Genomic DNA, 12,702 nt, shown 5'->3' with positions numbered 1-12,702 from the left:
CTACCCGGCATCGTCGGCTACACCGTTCTCCCGTGCATCAGCCGGTGCGACGGACGGCTCCGGAAGCTCCAGATCATCGGGGTCGGCCACCACCGGAAACTGGGTGTAGCCCCTGAAGTGGATGTCGCTCCACTCCTCTTTGGGCTCCGAGTCGTCCCGGCCACGCTCCAGAGTCATAGTGGACCACGCTAATCGGGCGCGGCGGCGCCCGAGCCCACCGATCGTGCATACTCGGCAGACTTCTCAGAGAGTATCGGGTAACCAGAGGGCTACTTCCAGCTAGTGCCTCGTCCTGGAACGTTGATCGTGTAATCCGTCGGTTCTGAGGACCCGTCGGGCAGGCTGTCTCCCATCACTGTGTGGGAGGTGGTGGCCGGTGGGCAGACGCCCGGAAGTGTTCGTCCGGCAGGTGTCGATGGCCGAGGGGCAGCGGTTGCAGCGGATCACTCGGACGGCGAAGGACCCGGTGAAGCTGCGCCCGGCGATCGTGGTGCTGATGTCGGCCCAGGGCCAGCCGGCTCCGGACATCGCCCACCTGCTGCGGACCAGCGAGAACTACGTGCGGGACGTGATCCACGCGTTCACGAGCGGGGGTTCGACGCGCTGGACCCAAAATGGAGCGGGGGCGCACCGAGACGGTTCGATGAGCAGACCCGCGACTGGATCTGCGCATCGCCCGGTGCGACCCCCGCTTCCTCGGTAAGCCCTTCTCCTGCTGGTCCCTGGCCAAGCTGCGGGACTACCTGCTCGACGCCGGCTACGTCGCGGCGGTCAGCGTCGAGACGATCCGGCGGATCCTGCACGAGCGAGGCGTGTCGTGGCAGGCCACCAAGACGTGGAAGGCCGGCACCGACCCGGACTTCACCACGAAGATGCACCGGATCCTGGACCTCTACGACCATCCGCCCGCCGACGGCAGGGTGCTCTGCGTGGACGAGTTCGGGCCGCTGAACCTGCAACCCCGCCCCGGCCGGGCCTGGCGACCCCACGGACAGCCGGTGCGGCTGCGGGCCACCTACACCCGTGACCAGGGTGTGCGGCACATGATCGCCGCCCTCGACCTGGCCACCGGGCGCCTTCACTACCGCATCCGCGACCGCAAACGCTGGCGCGAATTCCTGAGCTTCCTCAAGACCCTGCGCCGCCGCTGGCCCGACCAACGCCTCTACCTGATCGTGGACAACTTCTCCCCGCACAAGCACCCCGAGGCCCGCGCCTGGTGCGCCGCCAACCAGATCGACCTGGTGTCCCTACCGACCTACGCGTCCTGGCTGAACTGGATCGAAGCCGAGTTCGCCGCCGTGCGGTACTTCGCCCACAACGGCACCGACCACCGCAGCCACGCCGAACAGGACGCCGCCATCGGCGACTACATCCGCTGGCGCAACCAGCGCGCCAAACCGAAATCCGGATTCGCCACCGACTCCAAGATCCGCCACCCGGATTACCCGTTCAAGGCTGCATGACGAGGCACTAGCCGGTGCCAACGATGTCCGGAAAGGATCGTCACGCCGAGCAGGCCCAGGATGCCGAACAACGCTCCCATGAGATGTGTCTTCGCGGCGGCCTCGGCACCGCTGGCGGGTGAGCACCAAGCCGATGAGTGCGTAGAGCGGAATGGTGCCGAGGAGGAAGCCCACGGCGAGAACGAGGGGATCGTGTGCGCCGGCGAGCAGCACGGTTCCGACGGTGCCGAAGAGCAGCAGGGCGCAGGTCTCGCGCTTCCGAGCCGTCCCGGCGATCTCGTCGGTGGCCAGCACGAGCAGCAGAAGTGCGCCGACGGCGGTCCGGATCCGGGCCACGTCGGTGTCGGTGTCGGTGGTGAAACTGTCGTCGGAGGCGGGTGGCGGAGGCGGATTCGATGACGTCGAGCAGCGGACGCCTGGCGCCCTGCTGACCCCACATCAGCACCCCACCGCCGTGCTTAGAGCCACAACGGACCGCTGTCAGGCCCCGGCGCCGGGTGACAACGGCAGCTCGACGGCGTCCCCCGCCCCTACCCGTCACCGACCGCCGGGTGCCCGCCCCAGAGCCCGCGCCGCATTGTCGGTGGCCACCTGCCGGGCGTAGTCAGCACCACGGTGGGCCACCGTGGCGGACGGAGCGTCGGTGCCCATCGGGAACGGCCAGTCGCTGCCGAGCACCAGCCGATCCGCGCCGAAGACCGACACCGCCAGGTCGACCACCTGCGGGTCGTGGGCCAGATTGTCGACGTAGAGGGCGCGCACCGCCTCGGCCGGGGTGGGCGACAGCACAGGTACGCCCGGTCGAGTGGTGGTGTGACCGCGCTCCCAGCGCCCGACCACCGCCGGCACGCAACCGCCACAGTGCACCAGCACGAACCGGATCCCCGGGTGCCCGCCGAGCACCCCGCCAAAGACGAGCTGGGCCACTGCCACCGTCGTCTCGACCGGGTTGCCCAGCAGGTTGGCCAGGTAGTAGGGCTCCAGGCGGGGGTCCGCGGAGTGCGCGGGGTGCAGTTGCACGGTGCGCCGGTCCGCGTCAAGACGCTGCCACAGGGGGCGCAGCGGCGGGCCATCGAGCGGCCCGGCGTCTCCACCGGCGGCGCCCACCACGCCGGCCCAGCGGTCGTCGGCGGCGATCCGGTCGTACTCGGCGAGGGCCACTTCGGGATGTTCGAACGGCAGGTACGCCAGCGGCGTGAGCCGGGGCCGGTCGGCGACCACGGCGAGTACGCCGTCGTTGACCGCACGGACCCACGCCGCCGCCTCCGGCCCGGACAGCCGCTGACGGTAGAAGGGCGGCGGGACGCTGACGATCGCCTCGTCCAGCCCTGCCTGGTCCAGGTAGTCCTCGAGCCGGTCCGGGTGGTACAGGTCGGTCGGGCCGACCCGCTTGCCGCCGAGAACGGCGGCGCCGTCACCGTCGACCGCGACCCCTGGCAGGTTGGCCGGGCGCAGGTCGGGGGCGAGGTGGGCGTGCATGTCGATGCCAGGCAACGGGGCTTCCTAACGGTTGGCCCGACCGACGGTCACGACGGGACGCGCCGACGGTACGGGATGGTGGCTGGCGTGGCCGCTCACCCGGCAGCGGACGGTCCGTCTTCGCGGAGACGCCCGGACGGTCGGAGGCCGGCGCCACTACCGGCTGACTTGGTGACGCCGGCGGTCAGCTCCCGGTACGCGCGCGTCCCGGTGCCCGGGCGGCGGGCACTGCCGCGGCGTCGGTGTTCATCTTGCCGATCACCCGGTCGGCCGCGTGCTGGATGTGGACCTGCACGGCGGCCACCGCCGCCGCCACGTCCCCCGCCACGCACGCGTCGAGGATGGCCCGGTGCTCGCGGACCCGCTCCTCGTTCTGCCCCGTCGGGATGACCGTCGCGAACCGGTACCGCTCGCTGTTCTCCCAGACCGGTTCCAGGCCGCGCAGCAGCCAACGCGATCCGGCCGCGCGGTAGATGGTGAAGTGGAACTCGGTGTGTGCCCGGCGGGCAGCCGTGGCGTCGCCGCGCGCGGACGCGGCGATGTGCTCGTCGAGTGCCGCCTCGGCCCGCCGGGCGTCCTGGGCGGTGAACCGGGTCGCCGCCCGCTCGATCAGTGCCGTCTCCATGGCGATCCGGGTCTCATGGGTGTCGACCGCGTCCTCGACGGTCAGCGGCATGACCCAGGCGCCCTTGTGCTGGACCACCTCGACCAGACCGAGCGCGGCCAACCGCCGGATCGACTCGCGGACCGGGCTCATGCTCATGCCGAGCAGGTCGGCCATCTCGTTGAGGCGCAGCGGGGTGCCGGCCGGCAGCCGGCCGGTGAGGATCGCCTCGTGCAGGACCGCGGTCGCCGAGTCGGCGAGGGTGCGGTGCTGTCCGTCGGCTCCACCGGCACCGGTCCGGCCGTCGTCGTTGGCGTCGCTCAGGACGGATCGACGATGCGTTGTTACCACGGTTTGCCTCCGGATAGAGCCGCTGGTGGATGCCGTGCTCGTCCCGTTCTCGCAGGACATGATCCATGTTCGTGGGTGCTCGGGTGATCCCACAAACGCATCAGGGCCCTGGAAATGGTACCAATTTCGTCGCTGTGGAATGGTGCGGGTCGGCGCCGCGCTGCGCCGCCCCGCACCCGTCGCGGGGTCAGTGCAGCTTCGTCAGTCGCACCCGGTTGCGCAGCTCACCGAGCGCCTCCACCCTGGTCACCACCAGGTCCCCGTCGGTCAGGAACACCTGTGGGTCACGGGCGTTCCCGATGCCGCTCGGCGTGCCCGTGAGCACCACGTCGCCGGCCCGCAGGGTCATCCCCCAACTCAGTTCCGCGATGATGCGGGCGAATGGGAAGGCCATCTGCGCGGTCGACGCGTCCTGGAGCAGTACGCCGTTGACCTCGCACTGGATTCGCAGGTTCGCCGGGTCCGGCACCTCGTCCACGGTGGTCAGCCACGGCCCGAGCGGCATGGTGGCGTCGATGCTCTTGCCCTTGAGCCACTGGCCGCCGTGCGCGCGTTGCAGGTCGCGCTGCGACACGTCGTTGGCCACGCAGAACGCCGCCACGTACGACAGCGCGTCCGCCTCGCTCACCGAACGGCAGTCGGCACCGATGACCAGCGCCACCTCCGCCTCGTAGTCCCACTTGGCGGAGATCTGCGGGTCGTACGCGATGTCGTCGTACGGGCCGACGACCGTGTCCGGGCCCTTGGTGAAGAAGGTCGGGTGCTTGGGCGGTTCCGCGGGGTCCTGCCCTTCCCGCTTGCCGCGCGACTCCTCGAAGTGGTCCCAGTAGTTCCAGCCGGTGCAGAGGATGTCCCGGTTGAACCGGCGCAGCGGCGCATCGAGCCGGACCTCGGCCAACGGCACCACCGCGACCTGCCGCGCGGCGGCGCGGACCGCCTCCAACGCGTCCACGCCACCACGGATCGCCTCGTCGAGGTCGCCCAGCTCGGCGGGAAGCACGGCGACGGTGCCGCCGTCCACCACCCCGATCCGCCGGCCGGCCTCGGTACGAACGCTGGCGAGCTTCATCAGGCGTCCTGCTCGTCGTCGATCACGCCGATCGCGTTGATCTCGATCAGGTAGTCCTTGTTCACGAACTTGGAGACCTCCACCATCGTCGAGGCCGGCGGCTCACCGGTGAAGTACTGCCGGCGCACCTCGTGGATGGCGTGGAAGTCCTCCATGTTGCGCACGTAGACATCCACCCGCACGACGTCCTCCAGCGACCCGCCGGCAGCCGTCATCGCGGCGCGCAGGTTCTGGCAGACCTGGTGCGTCTGGGCGGTCACGTCACCGACGCCGGTGACCCCTCCCTCGCGGTTGCGGGCGGTCATACCGGACACGAACACCATCCGGCCCCGCGCCCTGATCTGGGTGGCCTGGGCGAAGTGACCGTTCGGAGCGGCCAGCTCGGGGGAAACAATCTGCTGCTTGGGCATCGTCATCTTCTTTTCTATCGAGGTGGAGCTAGCGGGCGTCCGCCGGGTCGGTGTACCAGTCGGGCTGGGTCGGGTAGTGCGGCCCGTCGTAGATCTCCAGCAGGACGCTCTCCTCTTCGGCGAGCGTAGGCCCGTGCAGGCTGCCCTTCGGGTTCCAGTAGAAGGAGCCCGGGGTGAGGGTCAGGCCGGTGGGTACGTAGGTGTACCGGCCGCTGAGGCAGAACATGAACTGGTTGGATGCGTGTGAGTGGCGCAGCGGGATGCCGGCGCCCTTGCGGAACCGGATCAGCGAGATGGACGCCTCGGTCTCCTCGTTGCGCCACAGCGCCTTGTGGGAGAGGCCGGCCAGCGTCTTGTCCGCCCAGTCCAGCTCGTCGGTCTGGAGCAGGATCTCGCGGAAGCGGGCCAGCACCAGGCCGTCCGGGCCGGGCACCAGTTCCTCCCGCGACCGGTCGGCCGCCTCGCCGCCGTAGTTCGACGGCTCGGAGAGGTTGTTGGCCCACTCCTGCGGGTCGACGCCGGCCGGCACCGGCGGGGTCGGTACGAGCGGCAGGTCGCTCACTGCTCGCCCTGACCGGACACGAGGTTCTCCCCCAGGCACTTCAGCTCGACGAGCCGGCTGCGGTACCGGGTGGTGCCGTTGTTGGTCAGCATGTGGATCTCGCCCGGCTCGCGGTAGACCACCCCGCCGATGTCCTCGTGCACCAGGCGGGGGTCGCCGCCGGCAAGCGCGTCGATCCGGTTGTCGGCGGCTTCCAGCGCGATCACCAGGTACGGGTTGAGGTGGTGGTGCCAGGGCTGCTGCTCGCCGGGCGCCAGGCTGATCTCCCAGACCCGCACCTGGTCGTTCTCGAAGACCACCTGCTGGCCGACGGCACCGAGCTCGACCTGGGTTCCGTCCGGGGCGGTCGCGTGACCGTAGTTACTCATTGTCATCCCTTTCGCAGACGAGGATGTTGTCGGACCGGGTCACGGGCGGTGGGCAGCCGGTGACCCGGGCGTAGAGCTGGGCGGCCGTGTCGATGCCGGAGACGGGGTCGAACGGGACGATCGCCGCCACATGCCCGTCGGGGCGGACCAGCACCAGCGTGTCGTTGTCGACTCCGAAGCGGCGCCGCACCCGGTCTCCCGGGTCGAACAGCGCCCGGTCCCGCAGTCCGGAGTCGTGCGGCGCGTCCCACCGGCTCACCACGTAGTGCCGCAGCGCGGGTGACTCCTGTGGCGGCAGTGCCGGGACCCGGCGCGGGTCGGTGAAGTAGAGCGCCACGAAGGCGTCGGCAGCCAGGTCGTGCAGGTACACGTTGCCGGACTGGCCGAACAGCGGCAGGTCGGGGCTGCGTGCCCCGGCCAGCACCGGCAGGGGCTCGTCACCGGCGGCGACCATCGACCAGTCGCCCGTGCCACTCACGTCGAGGCGTACGCCGAGCATGGCGCGGGTGAACGCGTTGCCCCAGTTGCCGGCGGTCATCACGCCCGGGTCGTCGGCGCGTCGGGCCATGTAGGCCCGCGCCGCCGCGGCCATCGCCGCGGAGCCCTTGGTGGCGACCGGTTCCTGCTCGACCTGGTAGCCGTCGAGCAGGCTCGGCTCGGCCCAGCCGCGCAGCACCCAGGCCATCCGCCAGGGCAGGTTGGAGGCGTCCAGGACACCGGTGTTCAGGCCCAGCGCCCACATGGGGGTGATCAGGTGCGCGGCGTCGCCGAGCAGGAAGACCCGCCCGTCCTGCCACCGGTCGGCCACCCGCTGGTGCACGTTGTAGATGTTGGTGCCGACGATCTCCAGGGTCTTGGTGTCCCCGATGAACCGGCGTGCCTTGTCGACCAGCTCGTCCCGGTCCGGCTCGGCCTGCCCGGCCGGCAGTGGGTAGAGGAAGCGCCAGCAGTGCGGCTGGCGGACCAGGATCATCCACTCCTCTGGATCACCGAAGTAGGCGAGGTACGGGTAGTCGCGCGGGTTCTCCACGTCCAGGTCGACCTTCAGGTCGACCAGCATGTAGCGCTCCTGGTACGTCTCGCCCTCGACCCGAGCGCCGATCTGGTCCCGGACGACGGACCGGCCGCCGTCGCAGCCCAGCAGGTACCGCACCGGAACGGTCCGCTCCCCCTCGGCCGTGTGCAGCCGTACGTCCACCCGGTCGGGGTGCTGGGCGAAGTCGAGCAGCCGGTGTCCCATGTGCAGGGCACCGGGGGCGGTGGCGTCGAGCCGCTGCCGCAGGATCGGCTCCAGCTCGTGCTGCGGGATGTTGATGACGAACGGGAAGCGGGTGTCCTCGGTGAGGTCCCCGGTCCGGACGCTGAGGGTCTGGGTGTTCGTGGCCCGGTCCAGCTCGCCGATCTCGTCGATGCGCAGCGACCCGGCCAGCACGTCGTTCAGGGCGCCGTACCGGTGCAGCACCTCCAGGGTGCGGGTGAGGACGGTGCCGGCCTTGGTGTCGAGCGACAGCCGCTCGTCCTCCTCGAAGATGACCACCGGCACGCCGTAGTGGGCCAGGCCCAGCGCGGTGACCAGGCCGACGGGCCCGGCGCCCACGATGCCCACCGGCAACTGCTCGGTCGTGCTGCTCATTGCGCTTCGCTCCTCGGGTACGCCCGGTCACGGGTCAGGGTGGATCCGGTCATGGTCGCGGCCGGCGAGAGCAGGAACATCAGCGGACCGACCACGTCGGCCGGCGTGCCGATGCCGGTGGCCCGCGCCCAGTGCTCCCGTTCGCCGCCGCTCGGGTTGGCCTGCCGGAACTGCGGAGTGTCGACCACGCCGGGGAAGACGGTGTTCACCCGGATCCGGTGCTCGGCGACCTCGGCGGCGAGCGACTTGGCGAATGCGATCAACGCCCCCTTGCTCGCCGCATAGGCCGACGCCTGCGCCCGGCCGGCGGTGGCCAGGCCCGAGGCGAAGACCAGGATCGCGCCCGAACGGCGGGCGATCATGTCCGGCAGGACCGCCTGCGCGCACCAGACCACCCCGTCGAGGTTCACCGCCAGCGTGCGGCGCCACTGCTCGGGGTCCATGTCGACCACGTCGCACCGCGGCTGCACCGCCGCTCCGGCCACGAGGGCGTCGATGCGCCCGTGCTCGGCGAGCACCCGGGCGACCGCCGCGTGCACCGCGTCCCGGTCGGACACGTCCACCCGGTGCTCGTGCACCCGCCCGCTGGGATGCGGCTGACCCGATGTCACGTCGAACACCACGGCCGTGCCCCCCGCGTCCGCGTACGCGTGGGCGAGGGCGGCGCCGATCCCGTTGGCGCCTCCGGTGACCACGAGCACCTCGTCGGTGGCGTCGAAACTGGCCTGCATGACTTCCTTCCTCCTTCGTCGACCGGGGTCAGCCGGCGCTGGCCGGTGACGGGAGCGGCACGCCCAGCCCGGCGGCGACCTCCGCCAGCCCGGCGAAGACCGACGGCTGGAGCGCGACACCGTCGCGCGACGCCCGGTCGTACCGGTCGGCCTCGATGTCACCGGGCAGGTGGACCCGCTCCGTGCCGGGCGCCAGCGCGGAGCCGAGCACCTGGTCGGCCAGGTCGTCCACCCTGCGGGCGAGCTCCTCCGCGTCCTCGGCGAACGCCTCGGCGTCCAGGGCGAGGAAGAAGTGCGCGCAGTCGTTGGGCACCGACACGTCGGCGTAGAGGCCCTGGACGCCCCGGCCGTACGACCCGCCGGACAGCACCCCGGTCAGCACGTCGATCATGAGCGCGAGACCGTATCCCTTGTGGGCGCCGGACGGCAGCAGCAGTCCCTTGAGCGCGGCGGCCGGATCGGTGGTGGGCCGCCCCTGCGCGTCGGTCGCCCAGCTCGCGGGGATCTCGCGGCCCTCGCCGGCAGCCAGCCGGATCTTGCCGAGCGCGGCCTCGGAGAGCGCCACGTCGAGGATCACCGGCTTGCCGCCCGCGCGGGGCACGCCCACCGCGATCGGGTTGTTGCCGACCACCGCCGAGGCACCACCGGGGGCGGGCATCAGCGGGCGGGTGTTGGCCGCCGCGATGCCGACGCAACCGTTGTCGGCGGCGAGTTCCACGTAGCGGAACGCCCCGCCGAAGTGGAACGCCCGACGGACGGTGACCACGCCGACGCCGTACGTCTGCGCCTTCGTCACCGCCAGCCGCATCGCCTGGTCACCGGTGAGCTGCCCCAGCGCGTGGCCGGCGTCGAGCACCGCGATGGCGCCCTTGTCGCGGACCACCTCGGCCCGCTCGGCCCGGCTGACCGAGCCGGCCCTGATCCGATCGACGTACATCGGCAGCAGCATCACCCCGTGCGAGGGGATTCCCCGCATGTCGGCGTCCACCAGGGAGCCGGCGACCAGACCGGCCGCCTGCTCGGAGAAGCCCAGTGCGCCGAAGACCGAGGCGACGGCGTCGGTGAGCCACCGGACCGGGACCGTCGGCGGGAAGTCCGGCGCGCTCATGACCGGTCCGCCCACGGTACGAAGAACCGCTCGACTGCGGCGAGCAGGTAGAACAGCACGACACTCATCACTCCGAGCAGGATCATCGCGGCGAAGGCCAACGCGGTGTCGGCGCTGGCGCCGGAGGCGACGATCGCATAGCCCAGCCCTTCGGTGGCACCGACGAACTCGGCGATCACCGCGCCGATGACGGCGAGGGTGATGGCGAGCTTGAGACCGACGAAGAGCTGAGGGATGGCGGCCGGCATCCGGATCATGCGGAACGTCTGCCACCAGTTGGTCTTCAGCGACCGGCCCAGCTCCACCAGGTCGGCCGGGGTGGAGCTGAGGCCGGCGGCGGTGGAGATGACGATCGGGAAGAAGCAGACCAGGAAGACCAGGAAGACCTTGGGGAACTGGCCGAAGCCCATCCACACCACCAGCAGCGGCGCGACGGCCACCTTCGGTACGGCGTTGAGCATCAGCAGCAGCGGGTAGACGGTCCGCTCCAGCATCCGCGAGGCGGTGACGATCAGCGCCAGCGGCACCCCGACCGCGATGGCCATCAGGAAGCCCAGCAGCGTCTCGGCGAGGGTGACCAGGGTGTTGTCCCACAGGTAGGCGGACTCCTCGACCATGGTCTGCGCCACCTCCACCGGGGACGGCAGGATGAAGCTCTCCACCTCGAAGACGACCGTGATCGCCCACCACAGGGCGGTGGCGGCCACGACGCCGAGCACGGGCGGAAGTTGCTGGGCCCAGCGGGCTGCAACGCCCGGTTTGTCGCGGCCGGTACGGCGGGATTCGGTGACCGTCACCGTGCCACCTCCTCGGGGGTCATGAGCAGGTCGTGCAGTTGGGCGCGCAGCACGCCGAGTTCGGCCGAGTGGCCGTCGCGTCCCAGCGAACGCGGACGAGCAATGTCGATCCCCACGATCTGCCGCAGCCGGCCCGGTCGCGGGCTGAGCACGACGACCCGGTCGGCAAGCAGCACCGCCTCGTCGACCGAGTGCGTCACGAAGAGCACCGTCGAGGCGTGCTTCATCTGCAGTCGCTGGAGTTCGACCGTGAGGTCGGCGCGGGTGAGCGCGTCGAGCGCGGAGAACGGCTCGTCCATCAGCAGCACCCGCGGCTGCTGGATGAGGGCCCGGCACAGCGAGACCCGCTGCTGCATCCCGCCGGAGAGTTCGTGCGGCAGGCGCTTCTCGAAGCCGTTCAGCCCGACCAGGTCGAGCAGCTCGTGGGCGCGGGTCCGGGCGTCCCGTCGGTCCTGCCTGAACACCTCGGTCGGCAGCAGCACGTTGTCGATGACCGACCGCCACGGCAGCAGCGCCGGGCGCTGGAACATGAAGCCGATGTCCCGCCGTGGCCCCCGGATCGGGGTGCCGGCGACGGTTATCTCGCCCGAGGTGGCCTCCTGGAGGCCCGCCACCAGCCGCAGCAGGCTGGACTTGCCGCATCCGGACCGCCCGACGATCGCCACGAACTCGCCGTCGGCGACCTCCAGCGACACATCACGCAGGGCCTCCACGTCACCGGCCCGGGTGCGGTAGATCTGCGAAACGTTACGAATTCCGATCATGGTTTCGCCCCTCGCGGTGCACGCGGCAACCAGCCGCGCGCACCGCCGTCGAAGAGGAAGTTACGGCTTTGCGATGTCGTAGGCGCCGAGGTCATCGGCGCTCGGCGTCGACTTGAGGGTGCCGGTGCCGGCGAGCAGCTTGATCATCGCCTCCACCCGCGCCCGGTCGAGCTTCCCGGCGGTCCCGCCGTCGACCAGGACGTACGGCCGCATCTCGGTGAGTTCGGCGGCGGCGACCTTCTCGTCGGCCGTCCGGTCGTGCTTCTTGAGCAGCTGGGCGGCTTCCTCGGGGTGCTCCACCGCGTAGATCAGGCCCTTGACCAGCGCCGCCGTGAACTTCTCGACCTCTGCGCGGTCGCTGTCCAGCTTCGTGGCGGAGACCAGCAGGCCGTTGCCGTACAGGTCGGGCAGCTTGTCCGCGTACGGCAGCATGGTGACGGTCTTGCCGCCGGCCGCCTTCTCCAGCAGCGGCTTTCCGGCGGCGAACTGGCCGATCGCGTCCACCGAGCCGGCGGCGAGCAGCTGCGGCAGCGACTGCGGCGAGGACGGGACGAACTTCACCGACTTCGGGTCGATGCCGGCCGCCTTGGCGTACGCCGGGAAGATGATCATGTTGGTGGAGCCGGAGCTGTCCGCGATGCTGGCGCCGGGCAGCTTCTCCGGCGAGTCGATCGCCTTGTCCAGCGAGGCGATGCCGGCCATGGACCGCTGGTGGATGGCGGCCACCGCGCGCACCGGCATCTTCTCGTTGGCCATCGTGGTGATGACCCCGGAGAGGTCGCCGGTGCCGTAGTCGGCCTGCCCCGACCCGATCAACTTCATGACATCGACGGTGCCGGTGCCGGGCTTGATGGTGACGTTGAGGCCGGCCTCCTTGAAGTAGCCCTTCTCCAGGGCGACGTATGCGTACGAGTCCCGACCGAACGTCCCGAAGGAGGTCAGGTAGGTGACGGAGGCGGCATCGGGGGAATCGGCCTTCTCCGAATCACCACAGCCGGCGACGGTGAGTGTGAGAGCCGCTGCGGCAACGGCCGCGACGAGACGGGTGCGAGCTGACATGAGACCTCCTGCATCGGCGGGATTTATCAAATGTCAAACTTCGCGACTCGTCAAGACCTCGTTTCGGCGACACCGCCTCGCTCCGGCGGTGCCAGCCCGGCAACCGCACCCCGCCAGGCCACTAGCCTGGCAGTAGGACTCGCCGACCGCCGGTGGCGACAACTGTCGACACCGCAGGACCGCGTCACGCGCCGACAGAGCCTGCGTGATCTCGCAGCCGACCTGCGCCACTTCGCTCAGGTACGGCTGGAGCTGGGCAACCTCTACAGCTACGTCGCATCCTTCGTCGAGCTGCGGATCC

At 70.6% G+C, this 12,702-nt stretch carries 14 protein-coding genes and 1 pseudogene; 1 reads left to right on the top strand and 14 read right to left on the bottom strand.

What is annotated here, in order from left to right; all coding sequences use genetic code 11:
* The gene (locus tag AC0OO9_RS26210) at window positions 1-177 is read right to left on the bottom strand and encodes a hypothetical protein (protein WP_484513074.1); all 177 of its coding nucleotides are present in this window, start codon (window positions 175-177) and stop codon (window positions 1-3) included.
* A gap of 482 nt (window positions 178-659) precedes the next feature.
* Here AC0OO9_RS26210 and AC0OO9_RS26205 point away from each other — a divergent pair, with 482 nt between their 5' ends.
* Complete coding sequence (locus tag AC0OO9_RS26205; RefSeq protein ID WP_484518053.1) at window positions 660-1,466, top strand: IS630 family transposase; 807 nt, start codon at window positions 660-662, stop codon at window positions 1,464-1,466.
* 26 nt (window positions 1,467-1,492) lie between these two features.
* Here the strand turns inward: AC0OO9_RS26205 and AC0OO9_RS26200 are convergent.
* The 13 genes and pseudogenes from AC0OO9_RS26200 to AC0OO9_RS26140 all read right to left on the bottom strand — a co-directional run.
* Window positions 1,493-1,853, bottom strand: a pseudogene (locus tag AC0OO9_RS26200) (NADH-quinone oxidoreductase subunit N); the annotation flags it as partial.
* A 150-nt stretch (window positions 1,854-2,003) separates the two neighbouring features.
* Entirely contained in the window at window positions 2,004-2,960 is a 957-nt protein-coding gene (locus AC0OO9_RS26195; RefSeq protein ID WP_484513072.1) for an amidohydrolase family protein, read from the bottom strand.
* Between the two features lie 169 nt (window positions 2,961-3,129).
* A complete protein-coding gene (locus tag AC0OO9_RS26190; protein WP_484513070.1) occupies window positions 3,130-3,900 on the bottom strand; it encodes a GntR family transcriptional regulator in 771 nt (256 codons plus the stop codon).
* A 187-nt stretch (window positions 3,901-4,087) separates the two neighbouring features.
* Window positions 4,088-4,969, bottom strand: a complete 882-nt coding sequence (locus tag AC0OO9_RS26185) for a fumarylacetoacetate hydrolase family protein (RefSeq protein ID WP_484513069.1) — start codon at window positions 4,967-4,969, stop codon at window positions 4,088-4,090.
* On the bottom strand, window positions 4,969-5,379 hold the full coding sequence (locus AC0OO9_RS26180) for a RidA family protein (protein ID WP_484513068.1): 411 nt from the start codon (window positions 5,377-5,379) through the stop codon (window positions 4,969-4,971). The genes AC0OO9_RS26185 and AC0OO9_RS26180 overlap by 1 nt, the downstream gene beginning before the upstream one ends.
* 28 nt (window positions 5,380-5,407) lie before the next feature.
* Window positions 5,408-5,941: a cupin domain-containing protein gene (locus AC0OO9_RS26175; protein ID WP_357085911.1), complete on the bottom strand. Its 534-nt coding sequence runs from the start codon at window positions 5,939-5,941 to the stop codon at window positions 5,408-5,410.
* Window positions 5,938-6,309, bottom strand: coding sequence for a cupin domain-containing protein (locus AC0OO9_RS26170; protein ID WP_132240899.1), 372 nt, complete (start codon window positions 6,307-6,309; stop codon window positions 5,938-5,940). Before AC0OO9_RS26170 ends, AC0OO9_RS26175 begins: the two co-directional genes overlap by 4 nt.
* On the bottom strand, window positions 6,302-7,942 hold the full coding sequence (locus tag AC0OO9_RS26165) for an FAD-dependent monooxygenase (protein WP_484513067.1): 1,641 nt from the start codon (window positions 7,940-7,942) through the stop codon (window positions 6,302-6,304). The genes AC0OO9_RS26170 and AC0OO9_RS26165 overlap by 8 nt, the downstream gene beginning before the upstream one ends.
* Window positions 7,939-8,673: an SDR family NAD(P)-dependent oxidoreductase gene (locus AC0OO9_RS26160; protein ID WP_484513066.1), complete on the bottom strand. Its 735-nt coding sequence runs from the start codon at window positions 8,671-8,673 to the stop codon at window positions 7,939-7,941. Before AC0OO9_RS26160 ends, AC0OO9_RS26165 begins: the two co-directional genes overlap by 4 nt.
* Window positions 8,674-8,701: 28 nt before the next feature.
* Window positions 8,702-9,781: an Ldh family oxidoreductase gene (locus tag AC0OO9_RS26155; protein ID WP_484513064.1), complete on the bottom strand. Its 1,080-nt coding sequence runs from the start codon at window positions 9,779-9,781 to the stop codon at window positions 8,702-8,704.
* A complete protein-coding gene (locus tag AC0OO9_RS26150; RefSeq protein ID WP_484513062.1) occupies window positions 9,778-10,578 on the bottom strand; it encodes an ABC transporter permease in 801 nt (266 codons plus the stop codon). The genes AC0OO9_RS26155 and AC0OO9_RS26150 overlap by 4 nt, the downstream gene beginning before the upstream one ends.
* Window positions 10,575-11,342, bottom strand: a complete 768-nt coding sequence (locus AC0OO9_RS26145) for an ABC transporter ATP-binding protein (RefSeq protein ID WP_132240894.1) — start codon at window positions 11,340-11,342, stop codon at window positions 10,575-10,577. Before AC0OO9_RS26145 ends, AC0OO9_RS26150 begins: the two co-directional genes overlap by 4 nt.
* 60 nt (window positions 11,343-11,402) lie before the next feature.
* A complete protein-coding gene (locus AC0OO9_RS26140; RefSeq protein WP_132240893.1) occupies window positions 11,403-12,401 on the bottom strand; it encodes an ABC transporter substrate-binding protein in 999 nt (332 codons plus the stop codon).
* Window positions 12,402-12,702: the final 301 nt, after the last annotated feature.

It is taken from the genome of Micromonospora sp. USAFONa4 (assembly GCF_057197825.1).
The sequence above is the reverse complement of the archived record's forward strand: the minus strand, read 5'-3'. Positions and strand labels throughout refer to the sequence as shown.

What these genes read in the sequence shown, in the direction of transcription:
- AC0OO9_RS26145 (WP_132240894.1), bottom strand. Translation starts at nt 11,342, where the DNA reads ATGATCGGAATTCGTAACGTTTCGCAGATCTACCGCACCCGGGCCGGT.
- AC0OO9_RS26165 (WP_484513067.1), bottom strand. Translation starts at nt 7,942, where the DNA reads ATGAGCAGCACGACCGAGCAGTTGCCGGTGGGCATCGTGGGCGCCGGG.
- AC0OO9_RS26160 (WP_484513066.1), bottom strand. Translation starts at nt 8,673, where the DNA reads ATGCAGGCCAGTTTCGACGCCACCGACGAGGTGCTCGTGGTCACCGGA.
- AC0OO9_RS26210 (WP_484513074.1), bottom strand. Translation starts at nt 177, where the DNA reads ATGACTCTGGAGCGTGGCCGGGACGACTCGGAGCCCAAAGAGGAGTGG.
- AC0OO9_RS26140 (WP_132240893.1), bottom strand. Translation starts at nt 12,401, where the DNA reads ATGTCAGCTCGCACCCGTCTCGTCGCGGCCGTTGCCGCAGCGGCTCTC.
- AC0OO9_RS26185 (WP_484513069.1), bottom strand. Translation starts at nt 4,969, where the DNA reads ATGAAGCTCGCCAGCGTTCGTACCGAGGCCGGCCGGCGGATCGGGGTG.
- AC0OO9_RS26155 (WP_484513064.1), bottom strand. Translation starts at nt 9,781, where the DNA reads ATGAGCGCGCCGGACTTCCCGCCGACGGTCCCGGTCCGGTGGCTCACC.
- AC0OO9_RS26180 (WP_484513068.1), bottom strand. Translation starts at nt 5,379, where the DNA reads ATGCCCAAGCAGCAGATTGTTTCCCCCGAGCTGGCCGCTCCGAACGGT.
- AC0OO9_RS26170 (WP_132240899.1), bottom strand. Translation starts at nt 6,309, where the DNA reads ATGAGTAACTACGGTCACGCGACCGCCCCGGACGGAACCCAGGTCGAG.